The 14,206-nt window shown below is 69.2% G+C and carries 13 protein-coding genes; 7 read left to right on the top strand and 6 right to left on the bottom strand.

What is annotated here, in order from left to right:
- Positions 1–833 (bottom strand): PAS domain-containing protein (locus VD972_RS06400; protein ID WP_324982288.1); only part of this gene is annotated, 833 nt, incomplete at its 3' end.
- 236 nt (positions 834–1,069) lie between these two features.
- Between VD972_RS06400 and VD972_RS06395 the strand changes: the two genes are divergently transcribed.
- From VD972_RS06395 to VD972_RS06385, 3 genes are all read left to right on the top strand, one after another.
- Positions 1,070–2,458: a penicillin-insensitive murein endopeptidase gene (locus VD972_RS06395; RefSeq protein WP_324982285.1), complete on the top strand. Its 1,389-nt coding sequence runs from the start codon at positions 1,070–1,072 to the stop codon at positions 2,456–2,458.
- Between the two features lie 85 nt (positions 2,459–2,543).
- The gene (locus tag VD972_RS06390; RefSeq protein WP_324982282.1) at positions 2,544–2,873 is read left to right on the top strand and encodes a TerB family tellurite resistance protein; all 330 of its coding nucleotides are present in this window, start codon (positions 2,544–2,546) and stop codon (positions 2,871–2,873) included.
- A 42-nt stretch (positions 2,874–2,915) separates the two neighbouring features.
- Positions 2,916–3,233, top strand: a complete 318-nt coding sequence (locus tag VD972_RS06385; protein WP_324982279.1) for a helix-turn-helix domain-containing protein — start codon at positions 2,916–2,918, stop codon at positions 3,231–3,233.
- Here the strand turns inward: VD972_RS06385 and VD972_RS06380 are convergent.
- On the bottom strand, positions 3,226–3,996 hold the full coding sequence (locus VD972_RS06380) for a PP2C family protein-serine/threonine phosphatase (protein WP_324982276.1): 771 nt from the start codon (positions 3,994–3,996) through the stop codon (positions 3,226–3,228). The two genes, VD972_RS06385 and VD972_RS06380, sit on opposite strands and share 8 nt — an antisense overlap.
- 261 nt (positions 3,997–4,257) lie before the next feature.
- Here VD972_RS06380 and VD972_RS06375 point away from each other — a divergent pair, with 261 nt between their 5' ends.
- The 4 genes from VD972_RS06375 (at position 4,258) to VD972_RS06360 (ending at position 9,312) form a co-directional block, all read left to right on the top strand.
- The gene (locus VD972_RS06375) at positions 4,258–5,454 is read left to right on the top strand and encodes a hypothetical protein (RefSeq protein ID WP_324982273.1); all 1,197 of its coding nucleotides are present in this window, start codon (positions 4,258–4,260) and stop codon (positions 5,452–5,454) included.
- On the top strand, positions 5,454–7,082 hold the full coding sequence (locus VD972_RS06370; RefSeq protein ID WP_324982270.1) for a hypothetical protein: 1,629 nt from the start codon (positions 5,454–5,456) through the stop codon (positions 7,080–7,082). Before VD972_RS06375 ends, VD972_RS06370 begins: the two co-directional genes overlap by 1 nt.
- A 165-nt stretch (positions 7,083–7,247) precedes the next feature.
- The gene (locus tag VD972_RS06365; RefSeq protein WP_324982267.1) at positions 7,248–8,696 is read left to right on the top strand and encodes a hypothetical protein; all 1,449 of its coding nucleotides are present in this window, start codon (positions 7,248–7,250) and stop codon (positions 8,694–8,696) included.
- Positions 8,697–8,709: 13 nt separating this feature from the next.
- Positions 8,710–9,312, top strand: a complete 603-nt coding sequence (locus tag VD972_RS06360; RefSeq protein WP_324982264.1) for a hypothetical protein — start codon at positions 8,710–8,712, stop codon at positions 9,310–9,312.
- A gap of 35 nt (positions 9,313–9,347) precedes the next feature.
- Here VD972_RS06360 and VD972_RS06355 read toward each other — a convergent pair whose 3' ends face one another.
- The 4 genes from VD972_RS06355 to VD972_RS06340 form a co-directional block, all read right to left on the bottom strand.
- Entirely contained in the window at positions 9,348–10,637 is a 1,290-nt protein-coding gene (locus VD972_RS06355; protein ID WP_324982261.1) for a hypothetical protein, read from the bottom strand.
- 6 nt (positions 10,638–10,643) lie between these two features.
- On the bottom strand, positions 10,644–11,528 hold the full coding sequence (locus VD972_RS06350) for a hypothetical protein (RefSeq protein ID WP_324982258.1): 885 nt from the start codon (positions 11,526–11,528) through the stop codon (positions 10,644–10,646).
- A gap of 205 nt (positions 11,529–11,733) precedes the next feature.
- Positions 11,734–12,843: a sensor histidine kinase gene (locus VD972_RS06345; RefSeq protein WP_324982255.1), complete on the bottom strand. Its 1,110-nt coding sequence runs from the start codon at positions 12,841–12,843 to the stop codon at positions 11,734–11,736.
- Positions 12,844–12,951: 108 nt separating this feature from the next.
- Positions 12,952–14,073 (bottom strand): aminotransferase class I/II-fold pyridoxal phosphate-dependent enzyme, encoded by a 1,122-nt coding sequence (locus VD972_RS06340; protein WP_324982252.1) that lies wholly within the window; start codon positions 14,071–14,073, stop codon positions 12,952–12,954.
- Between the last annotated feature and the right edge of the window lie 133 nt (positions 14,074–14,206).

The following is a 14,206-nucleotide window of genomic DNA, read 5'->3' as shown; positions in this document are numbered from 1 at the left end:
ACGCCCCCGGCCAGCGTCCCCACCGAGGCCATCCGGTCTGCCTGCCGGAGCTGTACCTCCAGCCGCCTGCGCTCCGTCATGTCGCGGATGACGACCACGAGGAATGGCTCCCCTGTGGCCCCGGTGAACGCCGCCTTCTTCGTGCTGAGGAGCCGGGTCCCCTCTGCGTCCTCGTAGGTCTGCTCGGTCTCCAGGGGCTGGCCCGTGCGGAAGACCTGATTGTCCTGCTCCCAGTACATGTCCGCCTGAGGGGCGGGCAGGAAGTCATGATCGGACTTGCCGAGCAGTTGCTCCGCGGGGAGCCCCAACAGCCGGCAGAAGGCGCTGTTCACGGCCACCCACCGGTGCTCGCGATCCTTGACGAAGACGGCATCCGGGAGCGCTTCCAGCGCGTTGCGCAGGAAGTCCCGCGCCTGCTCCAGCTTGGTCCGCAGCGCCTGGAGCGACTCTTCCGGGACGAGCCGCGGCCGCGTCTCCTCCAGGGCCAGCCGCCGCTCGAGCGCCATGAGCCGGGCGCCCCAGGCCTCACCCGGAGGTGCCACGAACTCGTCCACGCCCGCCTGGGCCAACCGCTCCAGCTCGGCCGAGTCGCGGCGCGTCAAGAGCACCACGTGGGTCCGGGAGGGATCCCGGCGCGCATGGAGCTGCTGGCAGAGGCCGACCAGCTCCTCCAGCGGCCCCCCCGCGTCGCCCACCACGGTGAGCCCAGGTGGAAGGAGCTCGGGAAGCGTCTCCGGCCCCTGGGTCCGAAGCACGGAGTGTCGTGGCTTCCCCCCGCCCTCGCCTTGAATCCGGCGCTCCAGCTCCTCTCCAAGGAGGGGGGGAATCTTCACCAGCATCACTTCCAAATGGACCCTCCAGGACACCGGCCAGCCCCGCGAGCACATTGGGGCACACGACAGGCCAGGAGGCCAGTACCCCCGCTGAATCCAGGAGCGAAGCAGGGAAAGCCCGAGGGGGGTGGCTTGCTCCCTTGCCTGCCTTCCGCGGTTCCAGGAACCCGCCGCGATGGATCTCCGGAAGCCGTCGACTTCAGGTTTGGCTCATTTCGGGTAATTCTTCGGGCCGCGTGCGTTTCCTGTCCTGCCTCCCACTGCTGCTGTGCGCCGCCTGTGCCGCGCACGTTGTCCCTCCCACCGCCCCGCCGGCGCTCCCCGAGCATGCCGAGGCGGCGACCCCGGCGCTGCCCGCCGCCACGCCCATGGCCACCGAGACAGGGAGCCTGTCCCAGGTGGCGGCAGGGGTGGAACCCTCCTTGGGGCAGCCTCCGGAGAGCGCGGACGTGGCGGAGGCGCCCGCTGAAGGCGAGGCGGCTGACGACAACGACCCGGACTCGGACTCAGACAACGACTCGCCCGAGGCCGTTGGGTTCGACTCGGCCGAGTCGGACGAGACGGAGGGCCCCGAGGCCATCACTGGCAGCCCCGAGGTGCAGTACACCGCCGAGCTGTCCGACGCGGAGCTGGAGCGTCGGTGGAAGGAGGAGCCGGCCGCCCTGGGCTCGGTGTCCGTGGGCTTCGTGCACAGCGGCCGCATGGTGAATGCCGTGCGCTTCCCGGAGGGCTCGGACTGGACCGTCGTCTCGCCCGACAAGGCCTGGACCACCGAGGAGACCGTCCACTACCTCACCCAGGTCATCCGCGAGCTCCGGGCGCGCTACCCCGATGCGCCCCTGCTCCGGGTAAACCAGATCAGCAACCGGGACGGCGGCTACATCCGGCCCCACAAGAGCCACCAGAACGGCCGGGACGTGGACCTGGGCTTCTTCTACCCCAACGGCAACGTGGTGCGGGCCCGGGCCCGCGAGAACTACATCGACCCGGTGATGAACTGGGCCCTCATCCGCGCGCTCGTCACCCATGCCGACGTGCAGGTGATCCTCGTCGACCGCCGCGTCCAGAAGGTCCTCTTCGAGCACGCGATGAAGATCGGCGAGGACAAGGCGTGGCTCGACTCGCTGTTCCACGCGGGCGAGCACTCGATCATCAAGCACGCGCGTGGACACCGAGATCACTTCCACGTCCGCTTCTTCAACCCCCGCGCCCAGGAGCTGGGGCGCCGCATCGCGCCGCTGCTCGCGCTGCAGCCGGAGCACAACATCGCCATGCACCGGGTGCGCTCGGGCGACACGCTCGGCGCCATCGCCATGCGCTACAACTCCACCGTGCCGTCGATCCGCAACGTGAACCGGATCCGCGGCAGCTTCCTGCGCATTGGCCAGGTGCTCTCGGTGCCGCTGCGAGGCCCCTGCACGCGCTGCCCCGTCCCTCCCCCCGTCGTGGTGCCGCCCCGCAAACTCCCCGTGGACGCGATGATCCAGGCCAAGGCCGAGACAAAGCCCCAGGCGGCGCCCGAGCCGGGCCTGAAGGCCGAGATCCCGCCCGAGCCGGGCATCAAGGCCGCCGCCGAGGCGACGCAGGAGCCGCAGGTCACCGCGGCGGAGACCCCTGGCTCCTGAGACTTCCTCCCGGAGCGTGGGGCGAGCACCACCTCGCCCCTCCTCCGGTATAGAGTCCCACCGCTCTTGCCCTGGGGAATGACGGATGACGCCCTCCACCGAGGATCGCTTCAACACCGAGGTCATCAAGCTGCTGCTCCAGGTCGCCTGGAGCGACCGCGAGCTCACCCACGCCGAGCACCTGGTCATCTTCGGCCTGGGCCGGAGCTGGTCCGTGCCCGAGCTGGAGCTCCAGTCGCTCCTGACAACGCTCAAGGCCGGTGGCCCGCTGCCCGAGCCGGACCTGGAGATCCTCCGCACCCGGCCGGATGACGTGCTGGATGCCATCCGGGCCCTGGCCGTCTCCGATGGATCCTTCGCGGACTCGGAGAAGGCCCTCATCGAGCGCATCAAGGCGAAGCTGGGCCTTCCCTAGAGGGCCCGCGCCGCACGGGCGCGGTCGTTAGAATGTCCTTCCATGAGCCCTCGACCAGGAAACGAGGCCCCGTGGACCTTCCTCACCAACCACGCCCACGTGCTGCTGTGCCTCGCCTTGAACCCCGAGGCTCGGATGCGGGACGTGTCGTCAAAGGTGGGCATTACTGAGCGAGCGGTGCAGAAGATCGTCGCGGATTTAGAGGAGGCCGGCTACCTCACCCGCTCACGGGATGGGCGGCGCAACCGGTACGAGATCCACTCGCACCTGCCTCTGCGCCACCCCGTCGAGTGCCACCGGAGCGTGGACTCGCTGCTGGCGCTGGTGCTCGAGCCCGCGAGGAGGGCTCCGCCTAGATGAGGCCCTGAGTGGGAGACCAGGCGCTGGCCACGCGCACCACCACGGCAGTGATGTTGTCGCGGCCGCCCGCCTCGTAGGCGTTGGTGACGAGGACTTCACTGGCCTCCTTGACGGAGGGCTTGGAGAGGCCGGCGGTGATGCCCTCGGGGCCCAGCGGCTCATAGAGGCCATCCGAGCACAGCAGGAACACATCCCCCGGGCGCAGCTCGAGCCGCTGCACGGTGGGCTCGGCCCGCTCCGTCCCCAGGGCCCGGGTGATGATGTGGCCGAAGGCGCTCTGCCCTCGCGGAGGTGGCTCCAGCCCGGCCGCGCGCAGCTCCTCGGTGACGGAGTGATCCTGGGTGAGCGCCTCGAGCTGGCCCGAGCGCAGCCGGTAGAGGCGGCTGTCCCCCACGTGGGCGACGGCCCCGCCCTTCTCGCCAATGGCGAGCGCCACCACCGTGGAGCCCATGTCCCGCAGGTACCCCACTCGGCGCGTCTGCAGCGCGCGCTGCGCCATGGCGGTGCACGCCAGCAGCAGGTTCTCCTCCCGGCTCAGCCGCGCATTGAAGTCATGGGGCAAGGTGGCCTCGGCGTCGCGCATGATGCGCTCGCCGAACTCGGAGAAGGTGTCCACCACGCAGCGGCTGGCCACCTCGCCACCGGCCTGTCCTCCCAGCCCGTCGGCGACGACGAACAGGCCCAGATCGCTCCGGACACAGTACGCATCCTCGTTGTGGGATCGCCTGCCAACGTGTGTCTGTCCCGCGCTCTCGATTCGCATCCCGTCCTCCATGTTCCCCCCTGGGACAGCAAGCAGGGGGCCACCTCCAAGCATGCGAAACGACACCAACGTCCGGGGTCCGACCACCCCAGCTCGGGCTCTCGGCGGATAGCAGTGCTGGAGACTCTATACCCTATGAGGCGCTGATCCCCCAGAGTCACGCGGTGTAGGAGTGCTCGACCGACGTAGGGGTAGCAACTTTCAGGGGTTCGGCATGACAATGCAGATGCAGCCGATCCTTCGCCCGCGAGAGGTGAACGCATGAGCTCCATCCGCCGGATTCTTTCCGGGATCTCCTCCGCGGCGACGTGGGCCGCGCGCCTCGAGGTGACGGCGCCTATCCGACACAAGCCCCTGGATCCCGTGGAGCCGGTGCGGCGGGGGTTCTCTGATCACAGCGACTTCCAGTCGGCCCAGGAGGCCGAGCACTCCCTGCTCGAGTCGCACGCGCCGAACCTGTCCGGGCGCCCGCGAAGATCGTCGGACCCGATGAGCGCCTACACGGGTCACAGCGACTTCCAGGCCCGCCTGCCGCGCTACCAGTACCTGCTGGGGACGAACATCCCCCCGCCTCCGGCTCGCTATTGGGAGGCATGGCGCTCCCGCTCGGCGCCCACGGCCTCTCAGGAGGCGCAGGCGCGGCAGGACTCGGACAGCGGGAGCCGCCCGGGCTTGAGCGCCACGGCCGACCTGGAGAAGTCGTTCGAGCTGGCGGGGGAAGCGGACTCGGTGCTGCTCTACACGCCCAAGGAGGGGGAAGGCGGCCGCTCGGTGATCCAGCACCCGGATGGCTCCGTGACCGATCCCGAGGCTCCGGAGAACCGCTTCGCGGATGCCCAGGCCTGGGAGAGCACGCACCCGGACCTGAAGCGCGCCTTGACGCTGTCGCGCGACGATGTGGAGCTCGTGCTGGCGATGCCCGAGGGGGACGCGCGCAACGAGGTCCTCTCGGAGCTGGCAAACCCGGACACGCTCGAGGCCTCGAGCATGGAGAGCGCGCCGAGCGATGCCTTCATGCCGTCGCTCGATGATCTCCCTGTGGAGACGGACTCCACGCCGGAACCGTCGGTGGCCACGGATGGCTTCATGCCATCGCTGGAGGATCTCCCCTCGAGCGGCGAGCCGGTGGCGGAGCTCCTCGCGGCGGCTGAGGACGCCGCACCGCTGGCGCCCGAGGAGCTGGAGGCGCAGCTGAGCCCTGCGGGAGAGCTGGCCGAGGAGCGCAGCCCGCTGGAGGTGGGCGAGCAGGTGGCCCGGCGTGGCACGCCCGAGCAGCAGGCACAGGTGGCCACCGCGCTGTACGAGAAGAGCCAGGCGCCAGACGTCCCTAAGGCACCGGCCTACACGCGCGGCGCGGCGCTGGCGGCTTCTGGCAGTCCGCAGGCGGCCCAGGCCCTGCTCCAGCGCATCGGCGAGGGGAACCTCGGGGACTTCGTCCGGTCCGTGATGCAGGCGTGATGGAGAGCTCGTCGAACACGGCGCCTCCTTCGGGGCCCGCGATCATGGGCCTGTTGCTGCACGCGGTGGCGAACCTGCCGCGCGAGCCTTCCACGGACGTGCTGCTCACCCAGGCCTTTCTTCAGGCGGACGCCCGGGCGCTCCAGAGCCAGGAGTTCCGCTCGGGGCTGGCGGCCTGCCTCGCCAGCCTGCGGTACCCTGGCGACGAGGAGGCGCGAACCCAGGACATGGTGCAGTGGGTGGCGCTGCTCTCGGACCCCGTGGGCGAGCAGCTCCTGAGCGACGCGCGGCTGACGGCTGAGCAGCGCCGGGCCAACCTCTCCTTCTTCCTGCTGAGGGCCGAGCTGCCCCTGGCCCTGCTCTCAATGTACGGGGGCAACCTCACCAGCGCGGCGGCCCACGAGGCCCAGCTCGCGCTCCAGACGTTCCTTCCGGAGCAGGTGGCCCCCATCGCGCGCTTCCCGGTGGCGCTGGTCTCCCGCCTGCCGGAGCTGGCGACGCTCACACAGCCCGTGGATGCCCAGGCCCTCTCGGTGCTCGTGCCCCACGTGCTGCGTCCGGATCAAGCCGCGCGGTTCCTGGAGTCGCTCGCCGAGGAGCTCTTCGGGGCGGTGCTGGAGGACTCCCCTGTGAGCGCCTCGCGGCGGGCCTTCGCGGACATGACGGCGGCGGGGCTCCGGACGCTCGCCACACAGCTCGACGCCGATACCGATCCACGGCAGGTGGCGCAGACCCTGGTGCTGGGGGGCCTCCAGCACCAGGCCTTCTTCCAGAACCTGACGCCCTTCACGGAGGATGCGCTGGCCCGCCGCGAGCAGCCACCGGGAACCGTGAGCGCGGTGGACGGCGTGGCGCGCGAGCTGCTCTCCACGAGCGTGGGGCTGATCGGCATGGCGTTGGGAGGCCCCCTCGGGACGGCGGCGGCGGGGATGATCTTCCGCAGTGTCACTCGGGGGGTGGATGGCCTCGTGGCGGGAGGGCGGCTCCCGCTGGGGGCCCTGGCCGGCGAGGTGCTGGGAGTTCCCGGCCTGGGCATGGCGCCACGAGCGCTCGGCGAGCTGGTGGCGGCGCTCACGCAGCTCTACGCGGCGCAGCTCGCGGGGCTCGGAGACGAGGCGGCCATGCTGGTGGAAGACCTGATGCCGCTGCTCCTCCGGGGAGAGGTGGAGGGGCTCGGCACGGCCTGGGCGGACGTGCTCGAGGACGCGGCGCAGGTGGAAGCCCTCCGGGGTGCGGACGCCGAGGCCCGCGCGGAGGTGCTCCGCGTGCTGCTCGTGGGCGGCGCCATGGGAGCCTTCCCGTGGGACGCGGTGGCGGCGGCGCTCATGGAGCATGGGCAGACGATCTTTGGCCAGACACTCTCCGCGGACACACCTTCTGCCGCGGCAGCGCTCCTCGCCTCGAGCGCGGCACGGGCCGTGGCGGTGCTGGCCAATGACGAGCTCTTCGACAGGATCCGCTCGGAGGAGCTCTCGCCGGCGGAGGCGTTGGCGGAGGCCCGGGAGCTGGGCGCGAGCCTCTTCGTGGGAGGCTCCGAACCGGCAGACCCGGCGCTCAGCGCCGCGATGCTGGGCGCGCTGGCGCCTCCGGGCTCCGTTGAAGCGACGGAGCTCGACACTTCCCAGTAGGCGCAGAGCTCCGCCGAGTCAGTGCAACGGCGCTCCAGGACTCCGCAGAATGGACGCTGGATGAAACCCGGCGCGTCCTCGCCTCCGCTCAGGTGCCACCGTACCCTGAGGCCCTCCCGCCGCCGGAGGTTCCCTGTGAAAGGCTGCCGCCTGGATGCGCTCGCTTTGGCACTACTGACCGCCTGCGCCACAACGCCTCACCCGCTCCCTGCGGACATTGACCCCTATGAGCGGGAGCTGGCCGCCCTCCGATACGAGGCACACCGCTTCACCGTGAGCGACCCGGACTCAGGGCCCGAGGAGGTAGCCCGGGAGGATTTCCACCGCGCGATGAGGACGATGCTTCCTGAGGTGCCGCTCTCCGCTCTCCCCAAGGAGTCGGCACAGTGGATGTTGTCCCAGCCCATGGAGAGCAGCCTGCTGGCAGAGGTCGAGGCGGGCCGCGTGGTCCGCCTGACGCCACTGGACGAGAACAGCCGGCTGGATTCCTCCCTCGCCGAGGAGCTCAATCGCGAGTACGCGCGCGTCTGCCATGAGCTGAGCGCTGGCGCGGACTGCCTGCGTCTGCAGACCGATGGCCCCTCTTTGACCCGCGAGGATGCTCGCGTCCTGGCGCTGGCCATCGGCCTGGCTCCGGCGCTCCAACAGATCAAGCACTCCCTGAAGGAGATGGTGGAGCCCGCGGCCGTGCTTTCCATGATCGTGTGGACCTGTGCCGTGTACCTCATGATGTGGGTACTGCCCGAGCCCGTGTCCAAAGTCCTGGCCGCTGCGCTGACCGTGGGCCTCATCGCCTGGCTGGGCGTCGGCACCGTCTGGAACCTCATGGACGGCTGGGCGCGTCTGGCGAGGGAGGTAGACGGCGCCTCCTCCGTGACCCAGGTGCGCGCGGCCGGAGAGAAGTACGGCCGCGTCCTGGGGGACAACACGTCACGCGTGCTGGTCATGCTGGTCACGGCTGCGCTGGGTGGCACGGTAGCGAAGTTCGCGAAGAAGCTTCCCCAGTTGCCCGCCTTCTCGCGCGCGGCGGCGCGAGCGGAGGCTCAGGGAGTGTCGTTGCAGAAGGTCGCCCAGGTGGAGGAGGTGGCCATCTCCTCCGAAGGCACCTTCTCCGTGCTGGGGCGCACCGCTGCTGCCGAGGGGGCTGCGACAGCCACCGGTTCACGCTCGGTGGTCACGATCATCCGCCACCATCTCGGCAACCTGCAGGTCTTCATCAACGGCCAGCGCTGGCACGTGCCGGCCAACACATCGTTGAAGAAGATCCCAGCGGCGGACCCAGTAGGCGATCAGCTCCAGGCCGCAGCGCGGCAAGCCGCCAAGAACTGGAATCCGGGCCAACTCAGCGGACCGGAGCGCACCGCCATCCGACGAGCCAGAGAGCAAGGTCAGTACTTGAAGGCACACCTCCAGGAGCGCATGGCCCGCGGGAGGTTCGTGGAAAAGCAGCTGAGAGATCAGTTCACGCAGCTGCGGTGGAGCCCGAACAAGGGGGTTGATGCGGTCGACCCCGCGACGGGGCTTCAGTACGAGATCCTCTCGGGCACAAAATGGAATATGGAGATGCACGGTCGGCGCATGGCGGAGGAACTCTTCCGTCTCATCTCCTTCTGATCGGAGCGCGGTTGTGAGCCAAGTCAATCTTGAGAACCGGGTCATTGAGAACGAGCGGCTCGAACTCCATCCTGGCGTCGTCTACTTCCTAGGCCCGGATCTGACGCTCAAGGACTGCACGCTCATCCTTAGAGTCTCTGGACGCAACTTGGTCATTCCCCAGGCACACTTCATCAACTGCACTTTCAACGTGAAGAAGGAGTTGAAGAACTTTCGTTGGGAGCATGCCCGCTTGGAAGGGTGTCGCTTCACCGGGCGCCTTGGCGGCAACGACTTCGGGCTCTGGCCTGACTCCTTGCCACCGGGCCACATCCAGGATTGCGACTTCACCGCTGCGCAACTGGACGGGTGCCGGTTCCTTGAGTGTGACGTCCGCACCCTGCGCTTCCCTCCCTGGCCTTGCTTCACCGTTCTTGAGCCGAAGCAGCGGTACCATGAACTCCGCACCGTCCAGTGGCCTGGGGACATTGGTCGAATCGAGGTGGAGGGTTTTGCGGAGGATCCACCGTCAACAGTCGCTGTGACGTTCGCGGCTCCAGCACTGGCCAAGCGCAGCGGCACCACCCCAGAAGCCATCAAGGCCACCCTCGAGAAGCTGGACGGCGTGCAGTACTGACTCGCCGCGCTCCCTCGGCCATCCGGAACACTCGCTCAGGGAGCTCCCGGCTTCCCCGTGAGCGCGTCCAGTTCCTTCTGGGCCTCGTCCACGTCCTTGGTGAACTCGTTGATGTAGCGGGAGCGCTCCTCGCTCTGCCACTCCTCGGAGGAGAAGACATTGTTGGGGTGCTCGCGCGTGGTGTGCACGTAGCCCCGCAGTGCCGTCAGCAGCTCGCGGTCCGGATCCCCGCTCTCCTTGAGCAGGAAGCCCTCCACGTCTCGCAGCTTCAGCGGGAACGTGGGCGCCTCGTCCAGGATGAGCTTGCCAAAGACCGTGAGCTTCACTTCCTGCGCGCCCTCTGGGAGCTCCTCGTTGAAGGACACGTAGGCGAACGGCACCCCGGCCTCGTCATCCACGCGCCCAGCCACCACATAGCGCCCGGCCATGCGCACCTGAATCCCCAGGTACAGCTGCAGCGAGCCGCGCTCCACCACCTCGCGCACCTTGCCGGTGAAGCGCGCGGGAGGCACGGGCGTATAGAGGATGTCGAAGAAGGCACTCCCCTCCGAGCTGCCCGAGCGCACCTGGAACGAGATGCGCAGCGTGCCGGAGAACAGCGGGAAGCCCTGCTTGGAGGGCTGGAAGCTGGCGGTGAGCATGCCGTCCCGGGCCAGCGCATCTCCCTGGGTACCGTCATCCACGAAGACCAGCGGCACCGCGGCCAAGGGGGGCTGCCCCCCGAGCATGTGCTCCGCCTCGTGCGCCATGGCATTCGTCACCTGGCACGGCAGCGGCTGGCGGGTCTGGCCCTCACAGCCCACGCTGAAGGTCACCACCTCGTCCCCGGCGACGAAGACCTTGTCCTGCTTCAGCCGGAGCTGCACGTCCGCGCTGTCACGCTTCAGCGATCGCGTGCGCTCCGGTGCCGCAGGCTGCTCCTGATCCGGGTGCTCGCGGATGTGCCGGGACTCCGGCGGGTAGCGCGTGCCCTGGATGTACGTGTCACGCGAGAACTTCGCCCGCTCCAGCCGCTTCTCCCAGAGCATGCGCTGCGCCTCGCGCTCCTCCTCTTCACGAGAGCGAGGTGGTGTCGCGACCGTCGTAGCCACCTTGCCAGGCGCACCCGGCGAAGGCGCCACTGCCGAGGCCCGCGAACCTGGAGCCCCCGCAGTCTGCCCTGCTCCAGGCGAAGACGAGGCCGCTTCCGCCTCGTCCGGCCCAGCCTCACCTGGCCCCCAGCTCCACCACCCCACCCCGCCGAGCACGAGCGGCACGAGCGCCAACAACCACAGCGCGCGGCTTGGCGGGGAGGAGGGAGGCGGAGTGGGACTGTTCACGGCCATGGCGGACTACTTGGCGTACGTCACGATGTCCGAGCGCACGGGGCCGACGATGCCACCCCAGTTGCCGTTGGCGTAGTGGTTGTAGGACTCGCCGTCATCGCGCAACTCCACCGTGTGGTAGCTCCACTTGGCGCGGCCGTCGCTGCACGCGGCGGTGCCCGTGTTGAGCGTGCCGCCGCAGAACCAGTCACCGGGGTTGCAGTAGGAGCCACCCGAGCTGCCGGAGACGCCGCCCGTGGTGTGGTAGGCCACCGCCTCATCGTCCTGGCCCGGGAGGATGCCCGAGTAGGCCGTGCCCTTGGAGCCTGCGAACATGTAGAACCACACCGAGCGCGTGGTGTTGTGGTTGTACATGGCGCGCGCCGTGGTGGTCACCAGGTCGCTCACCAGCGGCTCGCTCATGGCCCAGTCACCGTGGTCCGCCAGCTCGCTGCCGCCGCCCGCGCCCGAGGCCACGTCCACCCACCGGATGTTCCAGCCCGTCTGCGTGGTGCCGTCCGTGTTGCCGCACACGCCGCTGGAGTTGGGGACGGCGTTCTTCTTGTAGCGGGCCGAGCCGCCGTACAGCGACAGCGCGTAGCCGATCTGCAGGTTGCCGGCGCTGTGAGCGGCGATGTAGCACCAGTTGGCCCCCGTGCAGAAGCAGTCCAGGGCATCGCGGACGCGGTAGTTCTGGCCGCCGATCCTCTGGCGCCCATCCCAGTTGACGGCCTTCTTGTTCACGCCGGCCGCGGTGGAGCTGGGGCCCCAGTAGCTGAAGTCGCCATAGTTGCCGGCCTGCGTGGAGCCGCCGTTCCGGCCGTGGATCCACAGCGTGTAGTTGGTGGCGGCAGCCTCAGGGGCTACCAGGATCGTGGCTGCGACAAGGATTGTGCTGATCAGCGTCTTCATGCGAGCGCCTCCGGCTCAAGGCTGCGAGAGAGAGAGCCCCCGCCCGGCCAGAGGCCCGGCAAGAGAGCGCGCGCAATCTACGCTCCCACTCCCTGGAAAAGCGAGAGTCCGCGCACACTGAGTTTGTCGTGAACAATCTGGCCCGGCGCGTCAATGGTCTCGGAAAACCCAGGGTGAAGCGCGCCCCACCCTGGCGCAGCGCTGCCTACTCTTTGGGAGGAATTGGATCCTTGGGGAGATCCAGAACGAAGACGCAGCCCTTGCCCGGCAGGTTGTGGACGCGCAGCTCGCCCTGGTGGGCCTCCACGGCCTGCTTGGCGATGGCCAGGCCCAAGCCGAAGCCGCTCCGGTCCTTCCCGACCTGGACGAAGGGATTGAAGAGGCTCTGCACCTTGCCCTCTGGCAGCCCCCCGCATTCGTCCTCCACCTCCAGGACCATGCGAGTGTCGTCCTTCTTGGCCCTCAGGTAGATGGCGCCCCCCTCATGGGTGAACTTCACCGCGTTGCGCACCAGGTTGGAGAGCGCCGAGTGCAACAGCCGCGGATCCGCACTCAGGCGCAGCCCAGGCTCCACCTCAACGGACACCCTCAGGCCCCTGCTCTCCACCTCCGCAGCGGATTCCTCCTCGAGGGCGTGGAGCAGCTCGTCGATGGCCACCTCCTCGCGCCGCACCCCTGGGAGGGCCGCGATCCGAATCTCCACCAGAGAGTTGTCAATGAGCTCACTCAGCCGCTGCAGCCCCTGGTGGACGCGCTCCATGGCGCGCCCCTGCGGCAGCTCCCCCCGGTGCTGCAGCGTGGCCAGGGAGAGGCGGATGGAGGACAGCGGGTTGCGCAGCTCGTGGGCGAGGAAGCCCAGGTGCGTGGCCGTCTGCTTGCGAAGGGCCTCCTCCCGCTCGAGGGCGTACTGAGTGGCCGAGTCCGAGACTCCCGCCGTGAGGTACTGGGAGAGGACGCGGAACTCCCGGACGCTCGGCGAGAGCCCCCTCTCTTCGATGAGCTGGAAGAGGATGTCACGCAGCGTGCCGTACTCGCGCATGACGGCCCCCAGGTCGTACCCCAAGCCGAAGCGCTGCTTGCCGTGCCCCTTGGCGATGGCACTCGCCTCCGCCGACTGGGAGTGCGGGTGCAAGCCCTGCTCCCGGCGCAGCGCCTCGACCAGCTCCGTGAGGAACTCCCCCATCGAATCGATGACGTCCTCACGATGGAGGGACTCGGGCACACCGGCGGCGAAGAGCTGGTCCGCCCAGCGCTGGGTGAGCTCCTCGCACTTCGCCTCAAGCACATCCGCCAGCTGGCTCACCAGGGTGCCCATCGCTGGAGGCAAGCTTCCCCACCGATCCATGGTTCGCAAGTACCCAAAAGGGCAGAGTGGGGCCTTCTGATCATGAGCGGGCACTCGTTCGGCGGCGTCATGCGAGCCTCAGCCGGAGGTTGCATCGCAGAAGCGCTCCAGCCGCGCGAGCGCCTCCGGGAGCTGGGTGCGTCCCAGCCCCAGCCGGAAGTGGTTGCCCGGGAAGTCGTAGACGTCTCCTGGGAGCAGCAGCACGCCCTCGCGCTCGACGAGGGCCTGGCAGAACGCGGCCACGGGCATGTCCCACAGCAGGCGCGGGAAGGCCACGCTGCCCGCGCGGGGCCGCACCCAGTGGAAGGTGTCCGCGCGGCGCGCGAAGAAGGCGTCCAGCCGCTTCAGGTTGTCGTCGAGGATGGCTCGGCTGCGTGCCAGCACCTTCTCCCGGGCGCGCAGGGCGATCAGCGAGAGCACCTCACTGGGGGCGCTGTTGCAGATGGTGGTGTAGTCCTTGTACGCCTCACACCGGCGCAGCAGCTCCGCGTCCCGGCACGCCAGCCACCCCACCCGCAAGCCCGCCAGCCCGAACGCCTTGGACATCACCCCCAGGCTGATGCCCCGCGAGGTGCGCTCCACCGCCGCGGGCAGCGTCCGGGCCGGCGCGTGCTCCAGCAGGCGGTACACCTCATCGGACAACAGATAGATGTCGCGCTCCACGGCGAGCGCGCACAGCGCCTCAAAAGTCGCGGGCCCCGGCAGCGCCCCCGTGGGGTTGTGAGGGAAGTTCACCACGAGCAGCCGGGTGTTCGGCCGGAGCGCCTGTCGCACGGCGCCGAGGTCCAGCTCCCAGCCCTCTTCCTCCTTCAGGGGGAGCAGCGTCACCTCCGCGCCGGTGGCCCGCGCCACCTCATGGAGGGACTGGTAGCCCGGCCATGTCACCACGGCATGGTCGCCTGCCCCGAGCAGCACGTTCATCAGGACAAACACGGCCTCCTCGGCGCCAGCGAAGGTCAGCACCTGCCCGGCGGACAGCCCTGGGTAGAGGCTGGCGATGGCCTCGCGCAGGGCAGCCAGGCCGGTGGACTCGGTGTAGCCGAGCGTCAGGGACTCCCACCGGGCCCGGGCCTCGGGATCGGCGAGCTCCAGCAGCTCCGACATGCGCCAGCCCTCGATGTCCGAGGTGCACAGCAGGTAGGGCGCGGAGAACTCCCACCGCGAGAAGTAGCGCTCCAGCTTGAAGTCAGGAATTCGCACGGAGTGTCCTCCTCTAGCGCCGGCTGGCTGCCTGGCTGCCTGGCTGCCTGGGCGCCTCCTCTCCCCTCCACCCAGGCAGACGAGCCCGGCCTGGGGCCGGCATGGGGGACGCCGACCCCCGATGCATAGCTTG

Source organism: Hyalangium sp. (assembly GCF_035629615.1).
Lineage (GTDB): Bacteria > Myxococcota > Myxococcia > Myxococcales > Myxococcaceae > Hyalangium.
The sequence above is the reverse complement of the archived record's forward strand: the minus strand, read 5'-3'. Positions and strand labels throughout refer to the sequence as shown.

Bases quoted from the DNA above. Each gene is read 5' to 3' on its own strand.
- VD972_RS06390 (WP_324982282.1), top strand. From the start codon at position 2,544: ATGACGCCCTCCACCGAGGATCGCTTCAACACCGAGGTCATCAAGCTG.
- VD972_RS06385 (WP_324982279.1), top strand. From the start codon at position 2,916: ATGAGCCCTCGACCAGGAAACGAGGCCCCGTGGACCTTCCTCACCAAC.
- VD972_RS06380 (WP_324982276.1), bottom strand. From the start codon at position 3,996: ATGCGAATCGAGAGCGCGGGACAGACACACGTTGGCAGGCGATCCCAC.
- VD972_RS06375 (WP_324982273.1), top strand. From the start codon at position 4,258: ATGAGCTCCATCCGCCGGATTCTTTCCGGGATCTCCTCCGCGGCGACG.
- VD972_RS06370 (WP_324982270.1), top strand. From the start codon at position 5,454: ATGGAGAGCTCGTCGAACACGGCGCCTCCTTCGGGGCCCGCGATCATG.
- VD972_RS06355 (WP_324982261.1), bottom strand. From the start codon at position 10,637: ATGGCCGTGAACAGTCCCACTCCGCCTCCCTCCTCCCCGCCAAGCCGC.
- VD972_RS06350 (WP_324982258.1), bottom strand. From the start codon at position 11,528: ATGAAGACGCTGATCAGCACAATCCTTGTCGCAGCCACGATCCTGGTA.
- VD972_RS06345 (WP_324982255.1), bottom strand. From the start codon at position 12,843: ATGGGCACCCTGGTGAGCCAGCTGGCGGATGTGCTTGAGGCGAAGTGC.